The organism is Burkholderia sp. S171 (genome assembly GCF_009766085.1).
Classification (GTDB): domain Bacteria; phylum Pseudomonadota; class Gammaproteobacteria; order Burkholderiales; family Burkholderiaceae; genus Caballeronia.
Genome location: NZ_LMUF01000041.1, coordinates 76,707 through 99,370 on the forward strand (window position 1 = coordinate 76,707; position 22,664 = coordinate 99,370).

Consider the following 22,664-nt stretch of genomic DNA (forward strand, 5'->3'; position numbering starts at 1 on the left):
AGTTCGCTGCTGCCGGATTCGCTGGGTTATTGCCGTGAAGCTTCCTACCCAGCGACCGATTAGCCCGCGAGGGCGGCTTTTGCCGTCTCCACGACATGCTCGACGGTGAAGCCGAAATACTTGAAAAGCTCGCCAGCGGGCGCGGATTCACCGAACGAATCGATACCCACCACGCCGCCTTCGAGACCCACGTACTTGCGCCAGAAATCGGTCACGCCGGCTTCGATCGCCACGCGCACGACACCCTTCGGCAACACGCGGTCGCGATACTCCTGGTCTTGCAGATCGAACGCGTTCGTACACGGCATGGACACGATGCGCGCGCCAATGCCTTCTTGCGCCAGTTTCTCGCCGGCCTTCAGCGCCAGTTCGACTTCCGAGCCCGTCGCGATGAGGATGATCTTGCGTGCCGGGATGTCGTCGTTCCAGTCGCGCAGCACGTAGCCGCCCTTCGCAATGTTCGCGATCTGCACGTCGTTACGTGCCGAGAACAGGAGGTTCTGACGCGTGAAAATCAGCGCCGAAGGACCTTTGTGCTCAATGGCGTGCGTCCATGCCACAGCGGTCTCGACGGTGTCCGCCGGACGCCACACTTGTAAGTGCGGAATCAGCCGCAAGCTCGACGTTTGTTCCACCGACTGGTGCGTCGGGCCGTCTTCGCCCAGACCGATCGAATCGTGCGTGAACACAAAGATGGACGGCGCTTTCATCAGTGCAGCCACGCGCAGCGCGTTGCGGCTGTAGTCCGAGAACGTCAGGAAGGTGCCCCCAAACGGCCGATATCCGCCATGCAGCACGATGCCGTTGATAGCCGCGCTCATACCGAACTCGCGCACGCCGTAATTGATGTGATTGCCCCACTGGATGTCGGTCGTGATCTCACCAGCACGTACTGGCTTCGATGCCTTCCAGTTGGTCAGATTCGAGCCCGTCAGGTCGGCGGAACCGCCAAGCAGTTCAGGCAGCGCGGCAGCGAGGCCGTCGAGCGTCTGCTGCGAAGCCTTGCGCGTGGCAATGGTTTCGCCCTTCTGATTCGCGGCTTCAATAATGTTCTTCGCGTCCTGCGCCCACGTGGCCGGCAGTTCGTCTTTCATGCGGCGCACGAATTCGGCGGCTTCGGCCGAATGCTTCGCGCGATACGCATCGAATTGCTTGTTCCATTCCGCTTCCGCGCGCGCACCCGCTTCCTTCGCGTCCCACGCTGCGTAGACTTCTTGCGGAATCACGAACGGTTCCCAGGTCCAGCCCATTCCTGCGCGGGCATCGGCGATTTCCTTCAGACCGAGCGGCGCGCCGTGCGAATCGTGGCTGCCTTGCTTGGTCGGCGCACCCTTGCCGATAGTCGTACGGCAGCAGATCAGCGTGGGTTTATCCGAGTTCTTCGCTTGCGCAATGGCCGCGTCCACCGCGTCCACGTTGTGGCCGTCCACCGCACGGATCACGTTCCAGCCGTACGCTTCGAAACGCTTCGGGGTGTCGTCGTGGAACCAGTGCTCCACGTGACCGTCAATGGAAATACCGTTGTCGTCGTACAGCGCGATCAGCTTGTGCAGCTTGAGCGTGCCGGCGAACGAACAGGCTTCGTGCGAGATGCCTTCCATCATGCAGCCGTCGCCGAGGAACACGTACGTGTGATGGTCGACAATCTTTGTGCCGTCCTTGTTGAACTCCGCCGCGAGCAGCGCTTCGGCGAGCGCCATGCCGACCGCGTTCGCCAAACCCTGGCCGAGCGGGCCGGTGGTGGTTTCAACGCCCGGCGTGATGCCGTATTCCGGGTGTCCTGGCGTCTTCGAATGCAGTTGGCGGAAGTTCTTGAGTTCGTTGATCGGCAGGTCGTAGCCGGTCAGGTGCAACAACGAGTACAGCAGCATGGAACCATGACCGTTCGACAGGACAAAACGGTCGCGGTCGGCCCAGTGCGGGTTGCTCGGGTTGTGCTTCAGGTGACGCGACCAGAGCGCGACGCCGATTTCCGCCATGCCCATTGGCATGCCCGGATGACCGGAGTTGGCTCGTTGAACAGCGTCCATTGCCAGCGCACGGATTGCGTTGGCCATCAGGCTGGTCTGGCTGGAATTCGGGGTCGTCATGTCGAGTCCGGTAGGTCCTGAAAAGATCCTGGGATGATTCTCGGCGGCGCACCGGAGCAAACGATAAGACCTCGTTTTCAACACCCGGAGCGACGAGAAACGGAGAGGATCGGAAGCCGGTTATTCTAGCAGACGACCTTGAAGCACTGGCGCGAGGGCCAAAGCGCGCCCGGGCGGCGCCGAGAACACATTGATCGTCTGAAACGTAAATCATAACGAATGGCGCGCGCGGGCACGCTCCCTGCATCGACATATAGAGCCGACGCGACGTAGAGCAGCAATAGAAATCCGCACAGCCCTTCTGCCAAAGGGCGCCATGGCACAATGCATCCATCAAGCCGAGCTCGAGGAGAAGCCCTATGTCCGACCCCCGCCCCGCCGATGTGCCGTGGCTCACGCCTTACCTGACCGTTCGCGATGCCCGTGTTTCCACCGGTTTCTACGAACAGGCGCTAGGTTTTGCGGTGCGTGACAGCGTCAACGACGACGGCGCCGTGATCCACGTCGAGATGACGTATCGCGGACAATTGATCCTGATGTTCGCCCCGGAAGGCGCGTACGGCTCGCACGCGAAGACACCGAAAAGCACGGGCCTGATGGCGCCGCAATCGTTCTATCTCTACGTCGAAGATGTGGACGCCGCGTTCACGCGTGCAGTCGCGGTTGGCGCGAAGCCGTTGATCGAACCGCAAGACCAGTACTGGGGCGACCGTTTTGCGCAGTTCGAAGACCCGGACGGGTATCGCTGGGCAATCGCCCGGCATTTGAATTAGGCTGGGTCCGTCGCGTTCCATCGCGCTCTACATCGCGAGTCGAAGGTTGAACGGATAGCGTTCAAGCACTCATCACTTCCCTGCCCGCGCGCTGTTTAGCGTCCGGGCGAGTCACTTCATGCCACGTTTCTTTGTTGCTAGTCCGCTTGTCGCGGGCGAAATCATGCCTTTGCCGGACGATGTCGTCCGCCATGTTCACGTCCTGCGCCTGCAATCCGACGACACGGTCCATTTGTTCAATGGCTCCGGCGGTGAATATCGCGCGCGTCTGGTTGAAATCGGCAAGCGGACGGCGACCGTGCAACTCGATGAATTCATCGATCGCGAAGCGGAGCCGCCGTATCGAATCACGCTGGCGCAAGGTGTGGCGGGCGGCGACAAAATGGATTGGCTGATCGAGAAGGCGGTCGAACTGGGCGTCACGTCCGTCGTTCCGCTCACTGCCGAACGCGGCGTGGTGCGGCTATCGGGCGAACGCGCGGCGCGTCGGCAAGGACATTGGCAGGCGTTGGTGCGAGCCGCGTGCGAGCAATGCGGACGAAATCGGGTGCCGGACGTAGCGGCGCCTCAGGATCTAGATAGATGGCTCGGCAACCTGCCGCCCGCCGTAGATGGCGAGTTGCGGCTGCTGCTGTCGCCGCGCGCGCAGCTTGGGTTTGCCTCTTTGCCGGCGAGCGCGCCCAGCGCACCCGTGACCATCGCGATCGGGCCGGAAGCCGGATTTTCGCCGGCAGAGGAAGCGACCTTGGTCGATGCCGGTTTTGCCACACTGGGTCTCGGACCTCGCGTCTTACGCACCGAAACGGCGGGCATAGCCGTCTTAGGCGCGCTCGCCGCGCGCTGGGGCGGGTGGTGAATTAACCGCTGCCTCGTCGCGATCCATCCCGAAATCAAACGCAAAAAAGCCGGTCAGCGCCCCTGTTCAACAGACGACGACCGGCTTTTTGACTTCTTTTCGCCGAGAAAACGCAGCGGTTTAAGTGCGGAACTCGTGCGTCGACCGCTTGCGTCGACGCAAATGGTTCAGGCGAACGAGTAAAACACCCTGAATGCCACACGTCGCTCCGCCCAGAATTCCGACGCTTCACGAAACACGTCGAGCAAGGTCTCGCGCCCTTCTTTGTCAAATTTCTGCGCGACCGGCAGCGCTTCCAGCACGATCACGAAACCCGGCTGCGAACCCGCTTTGTGCACGAGGTCGGTGAGACTGTCGTACAGCGCGTCGTAGTTCTTCCCAAAGTGCTTGGGAAACAAGAACGACGTGGCGATGGTTTCGAGCACTTCCTGCTTGCTCTGGGCCTGACCGCAGTACGCGTAGAGAAAATGCTGGCCCAGCTTGCTCGCTTCGTCGGCGAGATCCTGGACCCTGAAAGCGCGGATCGACTGCACGATATTCGATCGTACCGTCTTGAAAAGACTCATAGACCCCTCGTTCAATGATGACAGCGCCGTGCTCTGTTCGTCGTCGGGTCGATTTTCGTCTGTCGTGCGGAGTCGCAAAACTCGCTGGAACATGTTGCCATCGCCGGCGAAAAGATCACCCGCGACACCGTTGTCGTGCGCGTAGATGTTGTCGCTCATGCCGTTCATCCCGAAGTTAATCCCGCAATGCGTTTAAAACTCACGTAATGGTCGTCGGTATAGAAGCAGTTGTCGATCTGCCGACGGGGCCCGCCACATACAATCCGACGTGCGCCGCGATCGCGGGCGCGCGGCGTAGGAACGGTGTATTCGTGGTAAAAGCCGCGTGGGTGCGGCGGCAGCACACGCTCGCGATTACCAAACACAATGCCGTCTTTCTCATACGGGAACGGCCCGCCAGCCTCGATCCGCTGCAGCGTCACAATGGCCTGTTTCGGCAATTGTGCTGCGTCGACGGTAGTCTGCGACGGTTCCGAACCCGTTGATGCGGCATCGCGCCAGCTCTCTGCGCGCGGATCGCTTTTCAGCTTGTCCTTGTCTTGCAACACGTGCGGCGGTTCCGCCTGCGACGCTCCTGCTGAGGTGTTCGCGGCCGTGCTTTGGGAATCCGGCCCGCTTTTCCCGCAGCCGCTCAGCACCAAACAAAGCGCCACGATGAACCCACAAAACCACGCGCGCTTCACGAAACCTGTCCCCGCTTTGAACCCAGAAATATGACGACCATGAAAGACGTAAGGGTATCGCTAATGACACCGGGAATCAATGTTGGTTCGGAAGATGCCCGTTTTTCAGGCGCTTTTTGCTTCGTATCGGACCGTTACATGCGGCTCCCAAGCGCTTTTTCATCGATGACAAGAAAAATAGGCCTCGATCATATTTAGGATCAGTCTGAGATATTTTTATCTCGTTCAGGTGAATAATGGCTTCATGCATGGTTTGGGGAGTGGAACCAGCGTCGCCTCTCTCGCGAAGCTCCCACGGTGTAAAAACCGGCACCATCGCTGTTTGGAGGAGAAAGCAAATCCCCTTGCATACCTCGTGGCGTGTCGGATCATCCGGCACGCTTTTTTTTCGCTTCGGCGTCGAGCGTGGGTATCAGGAACCTGATCGTCAAGTCGACGAGTTGCTGCACCTATGCGGTGCAATCGTCGCGGAAATGAAAAAGAGGGATTGCGACCACGTGTCGCAATCCCTCTTTTTATTCCTTCAATCCTTCTTGCCGGAGCTCTACTTGAACCTGCCAGCCCTGCGCGAGTTCTGATCCGGCGGGTTTTAGCCCCGCGAGCGTTGAACCCGGGCTTTCGAACCCTTACCGCGCCACAGCCGTGGCGTCCGCCACCAGCAATGCCGTCATGTTGACGATCCGGCGAACCGTAGCCGACGCCGTCAGCACATGCACAGGCTGAGCCGCGCCCAGCAGCATTGGCCCAATGGCAATGTTATTGCCGGCGGCCGTCTTCAACAGGTTGTACGAAATATTCGCGGCATCAATGTTCGGCAGTACGAGCAAATTCGCGTCGCCTACCAGCGTTGATTCCGGCAGGACTTCGCGGCGCAGATTGGCATCCAGCGCCACGTCGCCGTGCATTTCGCCGTCCACGTCCAGATCCGGCGCACGCTCGCGCAGCAATGCCAGCGTGTCGCGCATCTTGATGGCCGTCGGCGCGTTGCTGGTACCGAAGTTCGAATGGGACAGCAGTGCGATCTTCGGCACGATACCGAATCGGCGCACTTCCTCCGCCGCCATGATCGTGATCTCGCAAAGCTGCTCGGGGGTCGGATCCACGTTCACGTGCGTGTCGACAATAAAGATCTGCCGGCCCGGCAGCACCAGCGCATTCATGGCCGCATAGACGCTGCAGCCTTCCTTCTTGCCGATCACCTGATCGACGAAATGCAGATGGCGGTGCGTCGTGCTGATCGTGCCGCAGATCATGCCGTCCGCTTCGCCCTTCTTGACCAGCATCGCGCCGATCAGCGTGGTGCGGCGGCGCATCTCCAGCTTCGCCATCTGCGCACTGATGCCCTTGCGCGCCATCATGGTGTGATACGTCTGCCAGAAGTCGCGATACCGCTCGTCGTGATCCGTATCCACCACGGTGAAGTCCACGCCCGCCGTCAAACGCAAGCCGTACTTCGTGATGCGTTGCGCGATCACGGCCGGACGTCCGATCAGGATTGGCTTGGCGATCTTCTCGTCCACCGCGATCTGCACGGCGCGCAGCACGCGCTCTTCTTCACCTTCGGCAAACACAATGCGCTTCTTGTCCGGCTCCACGCTCCGTGCGAGCTGGAACACGGGCTTCATGGTCGTGCCGCTGTGATAGACGAACTGCTGCAAATGCTGTTCGTACGCGTCCATGTCTTCAATGGGACGCGTGGCCACACCTGAGTCCATGGCGGCCTTGGCCACGGCCGGCGCGATCTTTACGATCAAGCGCGGGTCGAACGGCTTCGGGATCAGGTACTCGGGACCAAACGACAGGTCCTGAATGCCATAGGCGGTTGCCACGATATCGCTTTGTTCCTGACGCGCCAGTTCCGCAATCGCGTTCACGGCGGCAATTTCCATCTCGCGCGTGATCGTGCTTGCGCCCGCATCAAGCGCGCCGCGGAAAATGAACGGGAAGCACAGGACGTTATTGACCTGGTTCGGATAGTCTGTGCGGCCGGTGGCAAGCACGGCGTCCGGACGCACTTCCAGCGCGAGTTCCGGCAGGATTTCCGGCGTCGGGTTGGCGAGCGCGAGAATCAGCGGCTTTTGCGCCATGCCCTTGACCATCTCCTGCTTCAACACACCGCCGGCGGACAGGCCGAGGAATACGTCGGCGCCTTCCATTACGTCGGCGAGCGTACGCGCCGAGGTTTCGCGCGCAAACCGTTCCTTGTCCGGGTCCATCAGTTCCACGCGGCCCTTGTAGACCACGCCGGCCAGGTCGGTCACCATGATGTTTTCGAGCTTCATGCCGAGTTCAACCAGCAGGTCCAGACAGGCCAGCGCTGCCGCGCCCGCGCCTGAAGCGACCAGCTTCACTTCTTCAATCTTCTTGCCGACCACCACCAAGCCGTTGGTAATAGCGGCCGCGACCACGATCGCCGTGCCGTGCTGGTCGTCGTGGAACACCGGGATCTTCATGCGCTTGCGGCATTCCCGCTCAACGATGAAGCAATCCGGCGCCTTGATGTCTTCCAGGTTGATGCCGCCGAACGTGGGTTCGAGCGCGCAGATCACGTCGACGAGCTTTAGCGGGTCCATCTCGTTCAGCTCGATATCGAACACGTCAATGCCGGCGAACTTTTTGAACAGCACTGCCTTGCCTTCCATGACCGGCTTCGACGCGAGCGGGCCGATATTGCCGAGCCCAAGCACTGCCGTGCCGTTTGTCACAACGCCGACCAGGTTGCTGCGCGCGGTAAAACGCGCGGCATTCAGCGGATTGGCGACGATTTCCTCGCACGCAAACGCCACGCCCGGTGAGTACGCCAACGCGAGATCGCGCTGGTTGATCATCTGCTTGGTGGGGGCAATCGCGATTTTGCCGGGAGTGGGAAACTCGTGGTAATCGAGCGCGGCTTCGCGGAGTTTGGCTTTGGCGAGATCAGCAGGTGTGGTCATGAGGCGTCTGGCTTTAGGCGAGATTAGAATAGATGTTCGAACGCATTGTAGCGCCAATCAACAGGCTCTCCGGATGGCAATACCGGCTATCAGCGGCGCATAGCCCATTTGGACAAGGCCTGGAAAAGCAGCATGACCGCCAAGCCGGCAGCGCGTTCACGCCACAAAATTCCCTTATTGAGATGAAACGCGCATCAACAGGCGCGCATCGTCCTCAACTTTCCCTCGACATTGCCGGATCGCCGATGCTCTCAGAGTTTTCCCTGATCGAACGATATTTCTCCCAGCCCGCCGCCGCGTTTCCGGCAACGGGCGACGAGCCGAAGGCGACGCTGGGTATAGGTGATGACTGTGCGCTGCTCGCCCCCCAGCACGGCCAGCAGTTGGCAATCTCCACCGACATGCTCGTGTCGGGCCGCCATTTTTTCCCCGATGTCGCCCCGTGGGCGCTCGGTTACAAGGCGCTCGCGGTGAACCTGTCGGACCTCGCCGCCATGGGTGCGAAGCCGCGCGCGTTCACCCTGGCGTTGTCGATGCCAAAGGCCGATGAAAGCTGGCTCGAAGCATTCAGCAGCGGTCTCTTCCATATGGCGAACCAGCACGGCTGCGAACTGATTGGCGGCGATACAACCAGCGGCCCGCACGTGTGCATCAGCATTACCGTATTCGGCGATGTCCCGGCTGCGCAGGCGCTACGGCGCGACGCGGCGCGCCCGGGCGACGACATCTGGGTGTCCGGCGTCCTGGGCGGTGCACGCGCCGGGCTCGGTATTCGCCGCGGCGAATGGTCGATGAAAGATCCAGCGGACGAAACCCTTGCAATCAAGGCGCTCGAACAGCCGGAACCGCGCGTGGCGCTCGGCATCGCGCTGCGGGGAATCGCGCACGCCGCGCTCGATCTCTCCGACGGTCTCGCCGGCGACCTGCTGCATATCCTGAAGCGCTCGAACGTCCGCGCGACGGTGAATATCGATCAGATACCGCGTTCCGGCATGCTCGCCACGCTGCCCGAAACCTCGCAGGTGCATTGCATCCTGGCGGGCGGCGATGACTACGAACTCTGCTTCACCGCGCCCGTCTCCGTGAGGGCCGAAATCGAGCGGATAGGAACGGCGCAGAAAGTTTTGTTGACGCGTATCGGTACAATCGAGGGTCCGGCCGCCGAGGGACAAGCGGCATCTGGCGCGTCCAGCGCGGCCCCAACGGGCGCGCCTCGCGACTTGCCGGCTGACTTGCCGGCCATCGACTGGCGCGACAACACTGGTCCGGTTTCTTTCCCAGACACGGGCTTCGACCATTTTCATGCAGACTGATCCGATCATCGACACAATCGACGACACACCACCCCCGAAGCCATCGCGCCGCACGAGCGCGCGCTTCATGCTGTCTCATCCGCTGCATATCCTGTCGCTCGGCTTCGGCAGCGGCTTGTCGCCAATCGCGCCCGGCTCGGTCGGCACCTTGTTCGCGTGGGTGTCGTTCGTGGTGTTCAACCCGCACCTGACGGTCGCCGAATGGGCCGTGCTGATCGCCGTCGGCTTCGTGGCCGGCTGCTGGTTCTGCGGTTTCACGGCGAAGAAAATGGGCATTTCCGATCCGTCGCCGGTGGTGTGGGACGAGATCATCGCGTTCTGGCTGGTGTTGCTGTTCGTCACGCCGGCCACGTTCACCGGGCAGTTGTGGGCGTTCATCGTGTTCCGTTTCTTCGACATGGTGAAACCGCCGCCCATCAGTTATTTCGACCGCCGGTTGAAAGGCGGTTTCGGCATCATGTTCGACGATATTGCCGCTGCGTTCTTCACGCTGCTCGTGATCGCGCTATGGCGCATGACCATTTGATTTCTGTCTCGCCTGCATCTCACGTTTTCGACCGCCCCCACCCGAGGCTTTGCCATGGCTACCGATAAAGTCGTCCACCAGCTCGCCATCCGTGCCGGCAACAAATTGCGCGACGAGCGGCTGATGCTCGCGACCGCCGAATCGTGCACCGGCGGGATGGTCGCCGCCGCCATGACCGATATTTCCGGCAGCAGCGCGTGGTTCGAGCGCGGCTTCGTCACCTATTCGAACCTGGCGAAGACCGAGATGATCGGCGTGCCGGCCGAGCTGATCGATCGCCACGGCGCAGTCAGCGAACCGGTTGCCAAAGCCATGGCAGAAGGCGCGCTGAGGAACAGCCGGGCGCAGGTGTCGCTATCAATTACAGGCGTGGCCGGACCGGGCGGCGGCACGGAAACGAAGCCCGTCGGCATGGTGTCTTTTGCGTGGAGCAACCGCTTGCACACGGCGGTAGAGACGCAGCAATTCAAGGGCGATCGCGAGCAGATTCGCACCCAGGCGGCGGCGTACGCGCTGCGCGGTTTGCTGGAATTATTGGAACGCAGGGAACGGTGAGTAGACGGTGATTAAGCAGATGGCGGCAAGACAGGGTGACCAGGGTGAGACAGGAACGGCCATGCACGGACGGGGTTGCTGATGCCGGCGTTTGCGTACGACACGGCTCAAATCATTAAGTGGCTCGGTTCGCATACCGTTGCCAAGGCACGCGGGTACGTGGACGAAGTGACGCGTCTGCACTGGGACGAAGATATCCTGCGCGCCTACGTCCAAGGCACACAACGCCGGCCTTATACCGTGGAGGTCGTGTTTAACGAGCAGCATGGCAAGCTTTCAGCAAAAGGCCACTGTTCGTGCCCGGTAGTATTCGGCTGCAAGCACGCAGCCGCCGTATTGCTCGCGAGCGCCGCGGACAGACCGCGCGAGTCCGAAACCGTGCGCCCGGAAGTGGCGGGCTGGCTTGAAGGATTCCGCTCGCGGTTCGCCTCCACTCGCAACGCCTCCGCAAAAAAGCCAGGGGACTCCGGCGGTGCGCTCGCGCTCGTTTATGTGCTGGGAACATCGCGCATCATGCGCACTGCCGAAGTCGCGTTGCATAAGGTGCGGCTCAGTCCGGACGGCTCGTTCCAGACGCTCGACCGGCCCTGGACCAATCTGGACGCGGCGCTGGTCAAGCAGCCGAAGTTCGTCAGCGATGAAGACATGACCATCGTGCGGGGGCTCCTCATTGGACGTACCCGCAACGATTTCGGTGGCTACGGGCTGCACGGCGAAGAAGGTGCGGACCTGATGCATCGCATGCTGGCGACCGGGCGATTGTTCAGCGCCATGCCGGCCGACCACGACGCCTCGGAGCCGCGCCGGCCGGTGCGCGAAGGCGCGAAACGGCCGGGACGCATCGAGTGGACACCCGATCCGGACGATCGCGTGCGTCCCGTGCTGCAAACCGAGCCGCCCGCCACGTTGGTCATTCCCACCGAACCGTTGTGGTTCGTCGACGCGCAAACGCGTGAAGCGGGCGTCGTCGATATGCCGCAACCCGCGCGGCAACTGGCCGATTATTTGTCGATGCCGCCCATCTCGCTTGCCGAAGCGCCGCTGGTCAGCGCGATGCTGCGCGAGGTCGACTCCGACCTGCCGCCGCCGCCGGAGCCGGAAACGCTGAACGTCCGCATTATCGATAAGGAGCCGGTGCCGGTGCTCCTGCTCGATACACGGCCCGTCAACAGCAGTTGGCGGTCCCGCGACGAGCGCACGGCCGCGAACGTGCTCGACTTTGCCCTCGTGACGTTCGATTACGACGGTTTCAGCATCGACCCCACGCGCGCCACCACGGTCATGCGCTCCGCGTCTGGAGAGATGGTTCAGGTGAGGCGCCGTCACGACGTGGAAGCGCGTTACCTCGCCTCGCTCTACGATCTCGGCTTCCGCCAGATTCCCTCGCATCAGCGTTTTGGACCCAAGCCCATTCCCAATGGCGTGCTCGGCTTGCCCGTGCCCGACGCATGGGCCGTGTTCACCAACGACGCGTTGCCCGAGTTACGCGAGAACGGCTGGCGCGTGAGCATGTCGCCGGAATTTCGCTTCGACTTCATTGAGATCGACGACATCCAGGGCACCGCGCGCCAGGGCACCGACGGCTGGTTCGACCTGGAACTCGGCATTGCCGTGGGCGACCGGAGCGTTCGGCTCGAACCGCTTCTGGCCGACCTGTTCCAGCGCGACCGGCGCTGGCTGGCTGGCGCTATCGATTCAATCCACGACGACGAAGGCATCGAGCTCAAGACCGATCTTGGCGAGCGGCTGCGGGTGCGGGCGTCGCGGATCAAGCCGGTGGTGCGCGTACTGATCGATCTCTTCGATACCCTCGGCACGCATCCGCTGCGTGTTTCCGAACAGGACGCCGGACGGCTGGAAGCGCTCAGCGACACGGGCCGCTGGGAGTTTCACGGCGATGTTTCCATTCGCGAGCTGGCTCAGCGTTTGCAGGAAGGTCCGGGGCTGCGGGAAGTGCCCGTGCCGCGAGGTTTGAATGCCGAGCTTCGCGTGTATCAGCGCGAGGGGCTCAACTGGATGCAGTATTTGCGCGAGCGCAATCTGTCGGGCGTTCTCGCCGATGACATGGGCCTCGGCAAAACCGTGCAGGCGCTGGCGCACGTGTTGGTCGAGAAAGAGTCGGGACGGCTGGACCGGCCGGTGCTGGTGGTGCTGCCGACCACGCTGGTTCACAACTGGCGTGAGGAAGCGAAAAAGTTTGCGCCAGATTTGAGGGTGCTGGATCTGCATGGTCCGCAGCGCAAGGAACGTTTCGATCAGATTGCCGAGCACGATCTCGTGCTGACCACGTACCCGCTGCTATGGCGCGATCAGGCGATGTTGTCGTTGCACGAGTACCACCTGCTGATCCTTGATGAAGCGCAGATAGTGAAGAACGTCGCGACCAAGGCCGCAAAGGGTATTCGCGATTTACGCGCGCGGCATCGGCTGTGTCTGACTGGCACGCCGCTGGAAAACCACTTGGGTGAGCTGTGGGCGCAATTCGATTTCCTGCTGCCCGGTTTCCTTGGCACACAGAAAGATTTCACGAAGCGTTGGCGCACACCGATCGAGAAATACGACGATCCGGTACGGCGCGATTTACTGGTGCGCCGGATTCGGCCGTTCATGCTGCGTCGAAGGAAGGATGAGGTCGCGAAGGAGTTGCCGCAGAAAACGACCATTGTACGGACCGTGGCGCTTGAAGGTGCCCAGCGTGATCTGTACGAGACGGTGCGAATCGCGATGCAGGAAAAAGTGCGGATGGCGGTGGCGGACCAGGGTTTGGCGCGCAGCCATATTGTCGTGCTCGAGGCGTTGCTCAAGTTGCGGCAAGTTTGCTGCGATCCGGCGTTGGTGAAGCTGGCGCGGGCGGGGCGTGTGGAGGAATCGGCGAAGCTCGATTTGTTACTCGATATGCTGCCGGAGCTGCTTGAGGAAGGGCGCCGGGTGTTGTTGTTTTCGCAGTTCACCGGGATGCTGGCGATTATTGCTGCCGCGCTCGATAAAGCCGGGCTTCCTTACGTCACATTGACGGGAGATACGACAGACCGGGTTACGCCAGTGACGCGTTTTCAGGACGGCGAGGTGCCGTTGTTCCTGATCAGCCTGAAGGCGGGCGGCGTGGGGTTAAATTTGACCGCTGCAGACACGGTGATTCATTACGATCCGTGGTGGAATCCGGCGGCGGAGAATCAGGCGACGGACCGGGCGCATCGGATCGGGCAATTGAAGCCGGTGTTCGTTTACAAGCTGATTGTGGCGGGGAGTATTGAAGAACGGATTGTGGCAATGCAGGGCCGTAAAGCCGCTCTCGCCGATAGTATTTTGCGTGAGGACGCGGCTGGGGCAGCGAAGTTTTCTGCCGAGGATATTGAGGCGTTGCTGGCGCCAATGCCAGTGGTTTGAGTTGGCACCCGGGGTTAGCGGTTTGGGGTTATGCCGGGGTGATAGGTTCTGATGGTAGCGGTTGGGGTTAGTGCCGGGTTGGTGCTTTCAATGTCAGTGGTCTGCGTGAGTCGGATTTTCTCTTTATCACTGTTAGCCACTGTGCGTGGCGGCACGGGCGGATTCAACCGGTCGATGCAACACCTATAACTTCTGCAAGTTTATTGGCTGGCGTCATAAAGTCGAGGGTTTTACGCGGTCTTCCATTCAGAAGTGCGGCGACCTTGTTCAACTCAGCGTGTGAATACCCATCCAGGCGTGTGCCTTTAGGGAAGTACTGACGTAGCAGGCCGTTCGTATTCTCGTTGCTACCGCGTTGCCAAGGACTTCGTGGATCGCAGAAATACACGTCGACCTCGGTGGCAAGTGTGAACGTCTTGTGGCTTGCCAGTTCGCGGCCACGGTCCCACGTGAGCGTTTGGCGCAACTCCTTAGGCAGCTTCTTCACCTGCTTGATCAGTGCCGACACGACGCTTGTAGTGTCTTTGCCTTGGACTTTCACCAGCATCACAAAGCGCGATTGGCGTTCAACCAGGGTCGCAATATGCGAGTTGTTCGAGCCCGATATCAAGTCACCTTCCCAGTGCCCGGGAACCGCTCGATCTTCCACTTCGGCAGGACGTTCGCTGATTGATACAGCATCGATGATCGCCCCTCGGTTTTGTCCGCTGCCCGTGGCTTTTTTAGCGCGCCGCATCACGCGATGGGTGCGCAAATGCTCCATCAACTCCTTTTTAAGGACACCCCGGGCTTGTACATACAGGCTTCGGTAAATCGTTTCGTGTGATAGATGCATGAGCTTATTGACTGGAAACTGCCGTTTGAGCCAGCCCGATATCTGGGCAGGTGCCCATTGTCGTTTGAGCTTGCTCGCCACGAGCATACGTAGTCGCGCCCGGTTTGAAAGAGCACACGCTTTGGGCCGTAGCGCGTTCTTCCAGGCATTGGCGTCGGCCTGTTGCGCGCGGTACTTTATCGGTCCGCCGTTGCGTTCGATCTCCCGGCTGATCGTCGATGGCGCTCGGTTCAGGCTCGCTGCAATGCGGTTTGAAGACCAGTTCGCGCTCAGCCCACGCGAGATCGCTTCGCGCTCCTCGGGCGTCAGTGCACGTGGCGAGCGCTTTCTTGGCGGCGGTGCGATCCCACCGCGCTTAGCAAGCATCCGATGCACCGAGCCCACTTCACGCTCCAGCGCCCGACTAATCTCGCTGACAGACTCCGCTGCGCGCCAGCGCTTCCAGATCTCCCCCTTCTGGGTCGACGTCAACCACGGTTTTGCTTGTCGTTTCATAGCCTCATCCTCCGATTTCCGTATTGGAACAGAGGTGTTGCATCGACCGGTTGAATCCGCCCGTCATTTCTTTGTCCAAAGCGACAAAGAAACGAAGCAAAGAAAACGCTTTCACCGCACTACCCTAAGTGTCCACAGCGTGCAGTTTTCATTCATAGGTGCCCCAAAAGCACGGTGCTCGCCAGAACGACGGATGTGTGAACCCCTCCTTCTCGCGAATCCCGACATAGACACGCTTCGCCACCCGTGCTCTCGGGCAAGCACCCTTGCCAATGAACCCGTACGGCCCCACGCGTTTGTGCAGCGCCACTTCGTTTATGAATTAGCCGCCCAGTTTGCGCAGCAATACCCGTGGAAACAGCTACCTCCTGAGTTTTGGCAGTTGGTTGCGAGCTCTGCCCAGCAATTTCATGGACTACATTTCGGCCGGATGCAGACTGACTGCGTCGTTTATGTTGAGCGTTTTTTAGCCCGCATACTATTTTTGCCGGCTGCGGCCTCACGCATTTTTATGTCGCATTTTCTTGGTGGGTTGCCGCATGGTTCGGTATGCGAACCTATTTAGTGGGTGGCTGACGCGGATAGCGCGGGGTGAACCTTGGGCAGATTCAATCACTGGTGGCGAAGCGTGTCAGAACTCGTGTTCGGAGAAGGAGGGTTTTACACATCCTGCGCTCTGGCGAGCACCGTGCTTTTGGGGCACCTATGAATCAAAACCGCACGCTGTGGACACTTAGGGTAGTGCGGTTAAAGCGTTTTCTTTGCTTCGTTTCTTTGTCGCTTTGGACAAAGAAATGACGTGCCGCCACGCACAGTGGCTAACAGTGATAAAGAGAAAAGCCGAGTCAAGCACACCACTCACACTGAAAGCAACCACCCAGCACTGACCCCGACCGCTACCCCCCCAGAAACCTAAAAACCCAACACCTCCCCCTCCGGTCCACCGGCGCGAGCGAAACCCTAAACCACTACAGTCTGAGCTTCCCCCGGAAGCGAATCCCGTACCACGCCGATCGACCAAACCTGCTCCCCGGCAGCCGACAAAAGCCCCGTAGCGGCTTCAGCGTCGCCAGCGGCCACCACCACGACCATCCCGATCCCGCAGTTAAACACCCGATGCATTTCCGCGTCAGCCACACCGCCATGCTTCTGCAGCCACGAGAACAACGGCGGCAACGGCCACGCCCGGCGATCCAGCTCAACCGTCAGCCCATCGCGCAGAACTCGCGGAATATTCTCAACCAGCCCGCCGCCGGTGATATGCGCCATACCCTTGACGGCCATCTGCGACATCAGCGACAACAACGGCTTCACGTAAATATGCGTCGGCGCCATCAAGGCATCGGCGAGCGAACGGCCATCGAAATCGGCATTCAGGTCAGGCTGCGCACGCTCAATGATCTTGCGCACCAACGAGTACCCATTTGAATGAATGCCGGAAGAAGCCAACCCCAAAACGACGTCACCAGGCTGAATGGTCGAGCCGTCAATAATCTTGCTCTTCTCAACCGCGCCCACCGCAAATCCGGCCAGATCGTACTCACCGTCCGGATACATGCCCGGCATTTCAGCCGTCTCACCGCCAATCAACGCGCATCCGGCCAGCTCGCAACCCTGCGCGATCCCCTGCACCACGGTCGCGGCTGTATCCACGTCCAGCTTGCCGCAAGCGAAATAATCGAGGAAAAACAAGGGCTCGGCACCCTGCACCAGGATGTCATTGACGCTCATGGCGACCAGATCCTGGCCCACTGTGTCATGCTTGTTCAGTTGAAACGCCAGCCGCAGCTTCGTACCCACGCCGTCCGTGCCGGAAACCAGCACCGGCTCTTTGTATCGTTTAGGCACTTCAAACAGCGCGCCGAATCCGCCAATTCCCCCCAACACGCCGTCGCGCATGGTTTTCTTGGCAAAGGGCTTGATCCGGTCGACAAGCGCGTCGCCGGCATCGATGTCCACGCCCGCGTCGCGATAGGACAAACCTTGGGCGTCTGGGGCGGATTTCGGTTGATTCATGGGGGATCGGCGAGAAGGTCGGTAAAATGAGATTTTAACCGATGCCAGCCGCCCGGCCGGATTTCTCGCAGTTCGCGGCCCTGACTCCAAAAGACCGTACCAAAGCCTTTTCGAGACTCGCGCCTATCCGGCTGGAAACTCGACCCTGCGCTCAACGCCTTTCGCCACGGCATAAACCGGGCATCGGCATACTGAGCGCGCCGCTTTTCAAGATACGCCCTGACGGAACCGATTGCCCGTGCAACGCCAACTGACGCTCGATCTCGGCACGCCGCCGCTCGCCACCTTCGATAATTTTTTCGCCGCCGGCAACCACGAACTGGTGACCCGCCTGCGCGAACTCGACGGTGCGCTCGCAGCCGGCCCCATGGCCGACCGGACCTTCTATGTCTGGGGTGAAGCGGGCAGCGGCCGCAGCCATCTGCTGCAAGCGCTGGTGCACGAAGCGAACGGCCGGGCGCGCTTCCTGAGCCCGCAAGCACCGCTGGCCGCGTTCACCTTCGACACCACGGCGAGCATCTACGCCATCGACGACTGCGAGCGGCTCTCAGGCGCGCAGCAAATCGCGCTCTTCAACCTGTTCAACGAGGTGCGAGCGCATCCGGCGAGCGCGCTGGTGGCAACGGGCAATGTGGCACCGCTGGGGTTATCGGTGAGAGAAGATTTGCGCACGCGCCTCGGCTGGGGACTGGTTTTCCAGCTCACGCCCCTCTCCGACGAAAGCAAGGCGAGCGCGCTGAAACACGCGGCGCGCGAGCGCGGCATTGCACTGGCCGACGACGTCCCCGCCTACCTGCTCACGCATTTTCGACGCGACATGCCCAGCCTGATGACCCTGCTCGATGAACTCGACCGCTTTTCGCTGGAACAAAAGCGCGCCGTAACGCTGCCGTTATTACGTACGATGCTCGCTGCAAAAGAAGGCAACGCAGACAACGATGCGACCCGTCCGCAGACCGAGCTTTTTTAGCGTTTTTCTTGGTCACACCACCCGCCGCGAGCAGCCAGCGAACGCTTCCACCCGCTTCAAGTAAAATGCGCTCCCATGAACCTAGCCCTTTTTGATCTCGATCACACGCTCATCCCGACTGACAGCGACCACGAATGGGGTCGCTTCATGGCGAAGCTCGGCATTGTCGACGCCAATCAGTTCGCGAAGCAAAACGACGCGTTCTACGAAGATTACAAAGCTGGCACGCTCGATATCCACGCCTACCTGAACGCCCAGCTTTCACCGCTCGCCCAGCACCCGCGCGCGCAGCTGGACGACTGGCACGCGCAATTCATGCGCGAAATCATTACGCCGGCCATTGCTCCAGCGGCGCTGGAACTCGTGCGCCGCCACCAGGAAGCCGGCGATCTCTGCTGCCTCGTCACCGCCACGAACGCGTTCATTACGGCGCCGATCGGCCGGGCGTTCGGGATTGAAGCATTGATCGCATGCGAGGTCGAAACGGTCGACAATATCCCCAACGGCGAGCTGACCGGCCGCCCAACGGGCACGCCGAGCTTTCGCGAAGGCAAGATCGTGCGCACCGAAACGTGGCTCGCGTCCATGGGGAAAAGCCTGAACGACTTCGAACACAGCTACTTCTACAGCGACTCGCACAACGACATTCCTCTACTCGAGAAAGTCACCGACCCGATCGCGACCAATCCCGACGACACCCTGCGCGCGCATGCGCAGGTCCGCGGCTGGCGCATCCTGGAAATCTTCTCCCCACGTGATTAAAAAACTCATCCGCAAGCTGTTCGGCCAGGAAAGCGCCAAAGAAGAGACCCCGGCAACCGCCCCGCTCTCCGACGATGTAAAACCCGCCCGCAAGAGCACGCGCAAGAAGGCTGCCCCCGCCGTGGCGAAGCGCGATCCCAACGTGCCCGTGATCCTGTCGGCGGAGGTGCACGGCATCGACCCGGCGCTGATCTCGAAGAACGCGGTTCGCGTGACCGATGGCCTGCAGCAAGGCGGGCATCGTGCGTTTATCGTGGGCGGCGCCGTGCGCGACCTGCTGCTGAACGTCGCGCCGAAGGATTTCGACGTTGCAACGGACGCCACGCCCGACCAGGTGCAGAAACTGTTCCGCCGCGCGCGCATCATTGGCCGTCGGTTCCAGATCGTGCACGTGCAGTTCGGGCAGGACATCATCGAGACGTCTACATTTCGCGCGCTCGTCGATACCCCCGCCGATGCACCGCCCTCACCGCCTCCGCCCCGTCTGCGACGCGGTGAGATGGACACGCGCACGCACGCCGTGGATGCCAGCGGCCGCGTGCTGCGCGACAACGTGTGGGGCGAGCAGCACGAAGACGCCACGCGCCGCGACTTCACGATCAACGCCATGTATTACGATCCGGCCACGCAAACCGTGCTGGATTATCACGACGGCATGGCCGACATCCGCGCGCGTTTGCTGCGCATGATCGGCGACCCGGCCACGCGGTATCGCGAAGACCCGGTGCGCATGCTGCGTGTCGTGCGTTTTGCAGCAAAGCTCGGCTTCGAGATCGAGCCCGCCACGCGCGCGCCGATCGCGGAACTGGCCGACCTGATCAGCAACGTTCCGGCCGCCCGTCTCTTCGACGAAATGCTCAAGCTGCTGCTCTCAGGCCACGCGCTCGCATGCCTGACGCGGCTGCGCGCGGAAGGTTTGCATCACGGCGTATTGCCGCTGCTCGACGTGATTTTCGAATCACCGCACGGCGAGAAATTCATCACGCTCGCGTTGACCAATACCGACGAACGCGTGCGTGCCGGCAAGGGTGTATCGCCAGGTTTCCTGTTCGCCACGCTGCTCTGGAACGACATGCAGACGCGCTGGGAACAGTACACGGCGGCCGGTGAATTCCCCGTGCCCGCACTGCACCGCGCGATGGACGACGTGCTCGACATGCAGACCGAAAAACTCGCTATCCACAAGCGGTTTTCATCGGATATGCGCGAGATATGGGGCCTGCAACATCGGCTCGAAAAACGCTCGGGCAGAAGCGCGATGAAGCTGCTGGAACACCAAAGGTTTAGGGCGGGTTATGATTTCCTCCTGCTGCGATGCGAATCCGGCGAACTGGATGCATCAGTTGGTCAGTGGTGGACGGATTTCATTGAAGGGGACGCTGCCGCGCGAGAGTCACTGCTTTCGCAAGGCGGGAAGGACCGGGCACCCGTCAAGAAACGACGGCGGCGTAGCAGCAACGCCAAAAGCCGCAGGCCGGGTGACGGAATGGAGGGCGGCGCGAGCACCGTGGAAGCAGGGTCAGCTCGCGACAATCGCGAAGAGCGTGACGGACGTGATGTGCGTGACGTGCGTGACGTGCGGTATGGCGACGAAAGCGGTGGCCAGCGCGACGATTGACACGGGCCCTGCGCGCCTTGATTTAATCAACGCGCGTGAGTCGTGTAACGCCAAACGACAGTTGTAGGATTCATGCCATGACGGTAGCTTATCTGGGCCTGGGCGCAAACCTCGGTGACGCGCGCCAGACCCTGAAAGACACAGTGGTGTGTCTTGCCCAGCAAAACACGATCACCGTGCTCGCGAAGTCGAGCCTCTATCGCACTGCGCCTGTGGACGCCGGTGGCGACGACTACATCAATTGCGTCGTCAAGATCGATACCACGCTGGCCGCGCGCCAGTTGCTGCGGCTGTGCCACGGCATAGAAAGCCATTTCGGACGCGAGCGGCCGTACAGAAACGCGCCGCGTACACTCGATATCGACATCCTGCTGTACGGCGATTCCTGCATCGAGGAAGCCGATCTCGTCGTGCCCCATCCCCGTCTCACCGAACGCGCGTTTACGCTCGTGCCGCTGGTCGAACTCGACCGCGATGTCGTCATTGCACAACGCGGCCGTGCCGACGCATTTCTCGCCTCGGTTCAGGATCAACGGATTGAAAAAGTGGCGACACATCAGTGCCCGCTATTCGCTTCCCGCTGCACTTCGCGGCGCGAAGCCTAAAAATTTGCGACGCGAAGCCTGAGATTGCGCAACGCGAAGCCTGAAAGGTGAATAGCCCATGAGCATGTCGCCCCTCACCGTCACCGCGCCGCAGTTGCGGCCGCCGCATCGGTATATCGCGATTGAAGGGCCCATTGGCGTCGGCAAGACCACGCTGGCGCGCTTGCTCGCCGAACGCTGGTCAATGCGCACGCTGTTCGAGCGCCCGCAGGAGAACGTGTTTCTCGAGCGGTTTTATCGCGACAACACGCGTTACGCGCTGCCCACGCAATTGCAGTTCGCGTTGCAGCGCACGCAGCAAACGCAGGAGATTGCTGCGGCGTTGCTGGGCGCACCGGGACATCTGGGGCAAAACGCCGGCGCGCCGCTCATCACCGATTTCCTCACCGATAAAACCGCCTTGTTCGCCCGCCTCACGCTTCCCGACGACGAATTCGAGTTGTTCCGGGAGATCGCCAAGCGGGTTGACACGTCAGCACCCGCGCCGGATCTGGTCGTGTATTTGCAGGCGAGTCCCGAGGTATTGTTCGCGCGCATTCAAAAGCGCGCAGTGCCAATGGAACTGCAAATTCCCGACGCGTATCTGCGCGCCCTCTGCGACGCCTACAATGACTTCTTCTATCACTACGACGCCACACCGCTGTTGACGGTGAACGCCGAGCATCTGAACCCGCTGGAATCGGACGCCGATCTGGCGCTGCTGGTAGACCGCATTGAAACCATGCGTGGGCGCAAGGAATTCTTTGTCAAGGGCACGTCACTTTAAGTCCGTCCGGCTTGCGCGTAGGCGTGCCGTCTCTTATCTAGTCGATGTGGACATTCTCATGGCGTATTTGCAGGAAAGCAGCCGCACCGCGATCACCGTCCCGAAGCTCAGGACCATGCGCGAAGCCGGCGAAAAAATCACGATGCTCACGTGTTACGACGCGAGCTTTTCCGCGTTGCTGGATCGCGCGGGCGTCGATGTATTGCTGATTGGCGATTCGCTTGGAAACGTGCTGCAAGGGCATGGCACGACGCTGCCCGTGACACTGGCCGATATCGCGTATCACACCGCCGCGGTCGCACGGGGCAACAAGAACGCGCTGGTTGTCGCCGATATGCCGTTTGGTACAGTGGGCTCGCGCGAGGAAACCTATGCGAACGCCGTGCAGTTGATGCGAGCGGGCGCGCAGATGGTGAAGATTGAAGGCGGTGAATGGGTCGCCGATACGGTCAAGTTTCTCGTTGACCGGTCAATTCCCGTTTGCGGACATGTCGGGTTGACGCCGCAATCGGTGCACGCGTTTGGCGGGTTCAAGGTGCAAGGGAAAACCGACGCCGGTGCCGAGCAGATGCGTCGCGATGCTTTAGCGTTTCAGAATGCAGGCGCGCAGTTGCTGGTGATCGAAGCGGTGCCTACGCTGCTGGCTAGCGAGGTGACGCAGCAGTTGGTTATCCCGACGATTGGCATTGGTGCCGGGATCGAGTGTTCGGGCCAAGTGCTGGTGCTGCACGACATGCTCGGGATCTTCCCCGGCAAACGGCCGCGCTTCGTCAAAGACTTCATGCAAGGGCAGCCGAGTATTCTTGCAGCGGTTGAGGCGTATGTTCACGCCGTCAGGGAGAAGACATTTCCCGGGCCGGAGCATACGTTTTAAGGGGGTTTTGCTGTTCTGTCAGAGGCTGCGTTTTTGTTCGC

At 60.9% G+C, this 22,664-nt stretch carries 18 protein-coding genes; 12 read left to right on the top strand and 6 right to left on the bottom strand.

The genetic code is table 11. The annotated features are described in order from the left end of the window. Positions 1-59: 59 nt before the first annotated feature. Positions 60-2,090, bottom strand: coding sequence for a transketolase (gene tkt, locus GSQ93_RS22090; RefSeq protein WP_158937776.1), 2,031 nt, complete (start codon positions 2,088-2,090; stop codon positions 60-62). A 359-nt stretch (positions 2,091-2,449) separates the two neighbouring features. Here tkt and GSQ93_RS22095 point away from each other — a divergent pair, with 359 nt between their 5' ends. After that, the gene (locus GSQ93_RS22095; protein WP_158937777.1) at positions 2,450-2,863 is read left to right on the top strand and encodes a glyoxalase/bleomycin resistance/extradiol dioxygenase family protein; all 414 of its coding nucleotides are present in this window, start codon (positions 2,450-2,452) and stop codon (positions 2,861-2,863) included. A 118-nt stretch (positions 2,864-2,981) separates the two neighbouring features. Beyond that, on the top strand, positions 2,982-3,719 hold the full coding sequence (locus GSQ93_RS22100; protein WP_158937778.1) for a 16S rRNA (uracil(1498)-N(3))-methyltransferase: 738 nt from the start codon (positions 2,982-2,984) through the stop codon (positions 3,717-3,719). Between the two features lie 167 nt (positions 3,720-3,886). Here the strand turns inward: GSQ93_RS22100 and GSQ93_RS22105 are convergent, their stop codons facing one another. The 3 genes from GSQ93_RS22105 to GSQ93_RS22115 all read right to left on the bottom strand — a co-directional run bounded on the left by GSQ93_RS22105 (position 3,887) and on the right by GSQ93_RS22115 (position 7,901). Then, positions 3,887-4,444 carry a barstar family protein gene (locus tag GSQ93_RS22105; protein ID WP_158937779.1) on the bottom strand — a complete coding sequence of 186 codons (558 nt, stop codon included), beginning with the start codon at positions 4,442-4,444 and terminating at the stop codon, positions 3,887-3,889. Between the two features lie 5 nt (positions 4,445-4,449). After that, positions 4,450-4,968, bottom strand: coding sequence for a ribonuclease (locus tag GSQ93_RS22110; protein WP_254073992.1), 519 nt, complete (start codon positions 4,966-4,968; stop codon positions 4,450-4,452). Between the two features lie 626 nt (positions 4,969-5,594). Then, complete coding sequence (locus GSQ93_RS22115; RefSeq protein WP_158937780.1) at positions 5,595-7,901, bottom strand: NADP-dependent malic enzyme; 2,307 nt, start codon at positions 7,899-7,901, stop codon at positions 5,595-5,597. A 245-nt stretch (positions 7,902-8,146) separates the two neighbouring features. Here GSQ93_RS22115 and thiL point away from each other — a divergent pair, with 245 nt between their 5' ends. The 4 genes from thiL to GSQ93_RS22135 all read left to right on the top strand — a co-directional run bounded on the left by thiL (position 8,147) and on the right by GSQ93_RS22135 (position 13,682). Further along, positions 8,147-9,214, top strand: coding sequence for a thiamine-phosphate kinase (gene thiL / locus GSQ93_RS22120; protein ID WP_158937832.1), 1,068 nt, complete (start codon positions 8,147-8,149; stop codon positions 9,212-9,214). Then, the gene (locus GSQ93_RS22125) at positions 9,204-9,740 is read left to right on the top strand and encodes a phosphatidylglycerophosphatase A (protein ID WP_174254662.1); all 537 of its coding nucleotides are present in this window, start codon (positions 9,204-9,206) and stop codon (positions 9,738-9,740) included. Before thiL ends, GSQ93_RS22125 begins: the two co-directional genes overlap by 11 nt. Before the next feature lie 54 nt (positions 9,741-9,794). After that, positions 9,795-10,295: a CinA family protein gene (locus tag GSQ93_RS22130; RefSeq protein ID WP_158937781.1), complete on the top strand. Its 501-nt coding sequence runs from the start codon at positions 9,795-9,797 to the stop codon at positions 10,293-10,295. Positions 10,296-10,376: 81 nt separating this feature from the next. After that, entirely contained in the window at positions 10,377-13,682 is a 3,306-nt protein-coding gene (locus GSQ93_RS22135; protein WP_158937782.1) for a DEAD/DEAH box helicase, read from the top strand. A gap of 163 nt (positions 13,683-13,845) precedes the next feature. On the opposite strand, the gene GSQ93_RS22140 is transcribed toward GSQ93_RS22135, so the two are convergent. Continuing rightward, the gene (locus tag GSQ93_RS22140) at positions 13,846-15,012 is read right to left on the bottom strand and encodes an IS30 family transposase (protein ID WP_158937783.1); all 1,167 of its coding nucleotides are present in this window, start codon (positions 15,010-15,012) and stop codon (positions 13,846-13,848) included. Between the two features lie 960 nt (positions 15,013-15,972). Beyond that, entirely contained in the window at positions 15,973-17,028 is a 1,056-nt protein-coding gene (gene purM, locus GSQ93_RS22145) for a phosphoribosylformylglycinamidine cyclo-ligase (protein WP_158937784.1), read from the bottom strand. 232 nt (positions 17,029-17,260) lie between these two features. Here purM and hda point away from each other — a divergent pair, with 232 nt between their 5' ends. From hda to panB, 6 genes are all read left to right on the top strand, one after another. After that, positions 17,261-17,998 carry a DnaA regulatory inactivator Hda gene (hda, locus tag GSQ93_RS22150; protein WP_174254663.1) on the top strand — a complete coding sequence of 246 codons (738 nt, stop codon included), beginning with the start codon at positions 17,261-17,263 and terminating at the stop codon, positions 17,996-17,998. 75 nt (positions 17,999-18,073) lie between these two features. Next, the gene (locus GSQ93_RS22155) at positions 18,074-18,760 is read left to right on the top strand and encodes an HAD family phosphatase (protein ID WP_158937786.1); all 687 of its coding nucleotides are present in this window, start codon (positions 18,074-18,076) and stop codon (positions 18,758-18,760) included. Then, entirely contained in the window at positions 18,753-20,378 is a 1,626-nt protein-coding gene (gene pcnB, locus GSQ93_RS22160) for a polynucleotide adenylyltransferase PcnB (protein WP_174254664.1), read from the top strand. Before GSQ93_RS22155 ends, pcnB begins: the two co-directional genes overlap by 8 nt. Before the next feature lie 77 nt (positions 20,379-20,455). Next, entirely contained in the window at positions 20,456-20,983 is a 528-nt protein-coding gene (gene folK / locus GSQ93_RS22165) for a 2-amino-4-hydroxy-6-hydroxymethyldihydropteridine diphosphokinase (protein WP_158937788.1), read from the top strand. 58 nt (positions 20,984-21,041) lie between these two features. Then, a complete protein-coding gene (locus GSQ93_RS22170) occupies positions 21,042-21,749 on the top strand; it encodes a deoxynucleoside kinase (protein WP_158937789.1) in 708 nt (235 codons plus the stop codon). Between the two features lie 58 nt (positions 21,750-21,807). Continuing rightward, positions 21,808-22,623: a 3-methyl-2-oxobutanoate hydroxymethyltransferase gene (gene panB, locus GSQ93_RS22175; RefSeq protein WP_158937790.1), complete on the top strand. Its 816-nt coding sequence runs from the start codon at positions 21,808-21,810 to the stop codon at positions 22,621-22,623. Positions 22,624-22,664: the final 41 nt, after the last annotated feature.

Excerpts from the sequence above, each read along its gene's own strand:
- panB (WP_158937790.1), top strand. The coding sequence starts at position 21,808 with ATGGCGTATTTGCAGGAAAGCAGCCGCACCGCGATCACCGTCCCGAAG.
- GSQ93_RS22135 (WP_158937782.1), top strand. The coding sequence starts at position 10,377 with ATGCCGGCGTTTGCGTACGACACGGCTCAAATCATTAAGTGGCTCGGT.
- GSQ93_RS22115 (WP_158937780.1), bottom strand. The coding sequence starts at position 7,901 with ATGACCACACCTGCTGATCTCGCCAAAGCCAAACTCCGCGAAGCCGCG.
- GSQ93_RS22130 (WP_158937781.1), top strand. The coding sequence starts at position 9,795 with ATGGCTACCGATAAAGTCGTCCACCAGCTCGCCATCCGTGCCGGCAAC.
- tkt (WP_158937776.1), bottom strand. The coding sequence starts at position 2,090 with ATGACGACCCCGAATTCCAGCCAGACCAGCCTGATGGCCAACGCAATC.
- GSQ93_RS22170 (WP_158937789.1), top strand. The coding sequence starts at position 21,042 with ATGAGCATGTCGCCCCTCACCGTCACCGCGCCGCAGTTGCGGCCGCCG.
- purM (WP_158937784.1), bottom strand. The coding sequence starts at position 17,028 with ATGAATCAACCGAAATCCGCCCCAGACGCCCAAGGTTTGTCCTATCGC.
- GSQ93_RS22105 (WP_158937779.1), bottom strand. The coding sequence starts at position 4,444 with ATGAGCGACAACATCTACGCGCACGACAACGGTGTCGCGGGTGATCTT.
- GSQ93_RS22140 (WP_158937783.1), bottom strand. The coding sequence starts at position 15,012 with ATGAAACGACAAGCAAAACCGTGGTTGACGTCGACCCAGAAGGGGGAG.
- GSQ93_RS22100 (WP_158937778.1), top strand. The coding sequence starts at position 2,982 with ATGCCACGTTTCTTTGTTGCTAGTCCGCTTGTCGCGGGCGAAATCATG.
- thiL (WP_158937832.1), top strand. The coding sequence starts at position 8,147 with ATGCTCTCAGAGTTTTCCCTGATCGAACGATATTTCTCCCAGCCCGCC.
- folK (WP_158937788.1), top strand. The coding sequence starts at position 20,456 with ATGACGGTAGCTTATCTGGGCCTGGGCGCAAACCTCGGTGACGCGCGC.
- GSQ93_RS22155 (WP_158937786.1), top strand. The coding sequence starts at position 18,074 with ATGAACCTAGCCCTTTTTGATCTCGATCACACGCTCATCCCGACTGAC.
- GSQ93_RS22095 (WP_158937777.1), top strand. The coding sequence starts at position 2,450 with ATGTCCGACCCCCGCCCCGCCGATGTGCCGTGGCTCACGCCTTACCTG.
- GSQ93_RS22125 (WP_174254662.1), top strand. The coding sequence starts at position 9,204 with ATGCAGACTGATCCGATCATCGACACAATCGACGACACACCACCCCCG.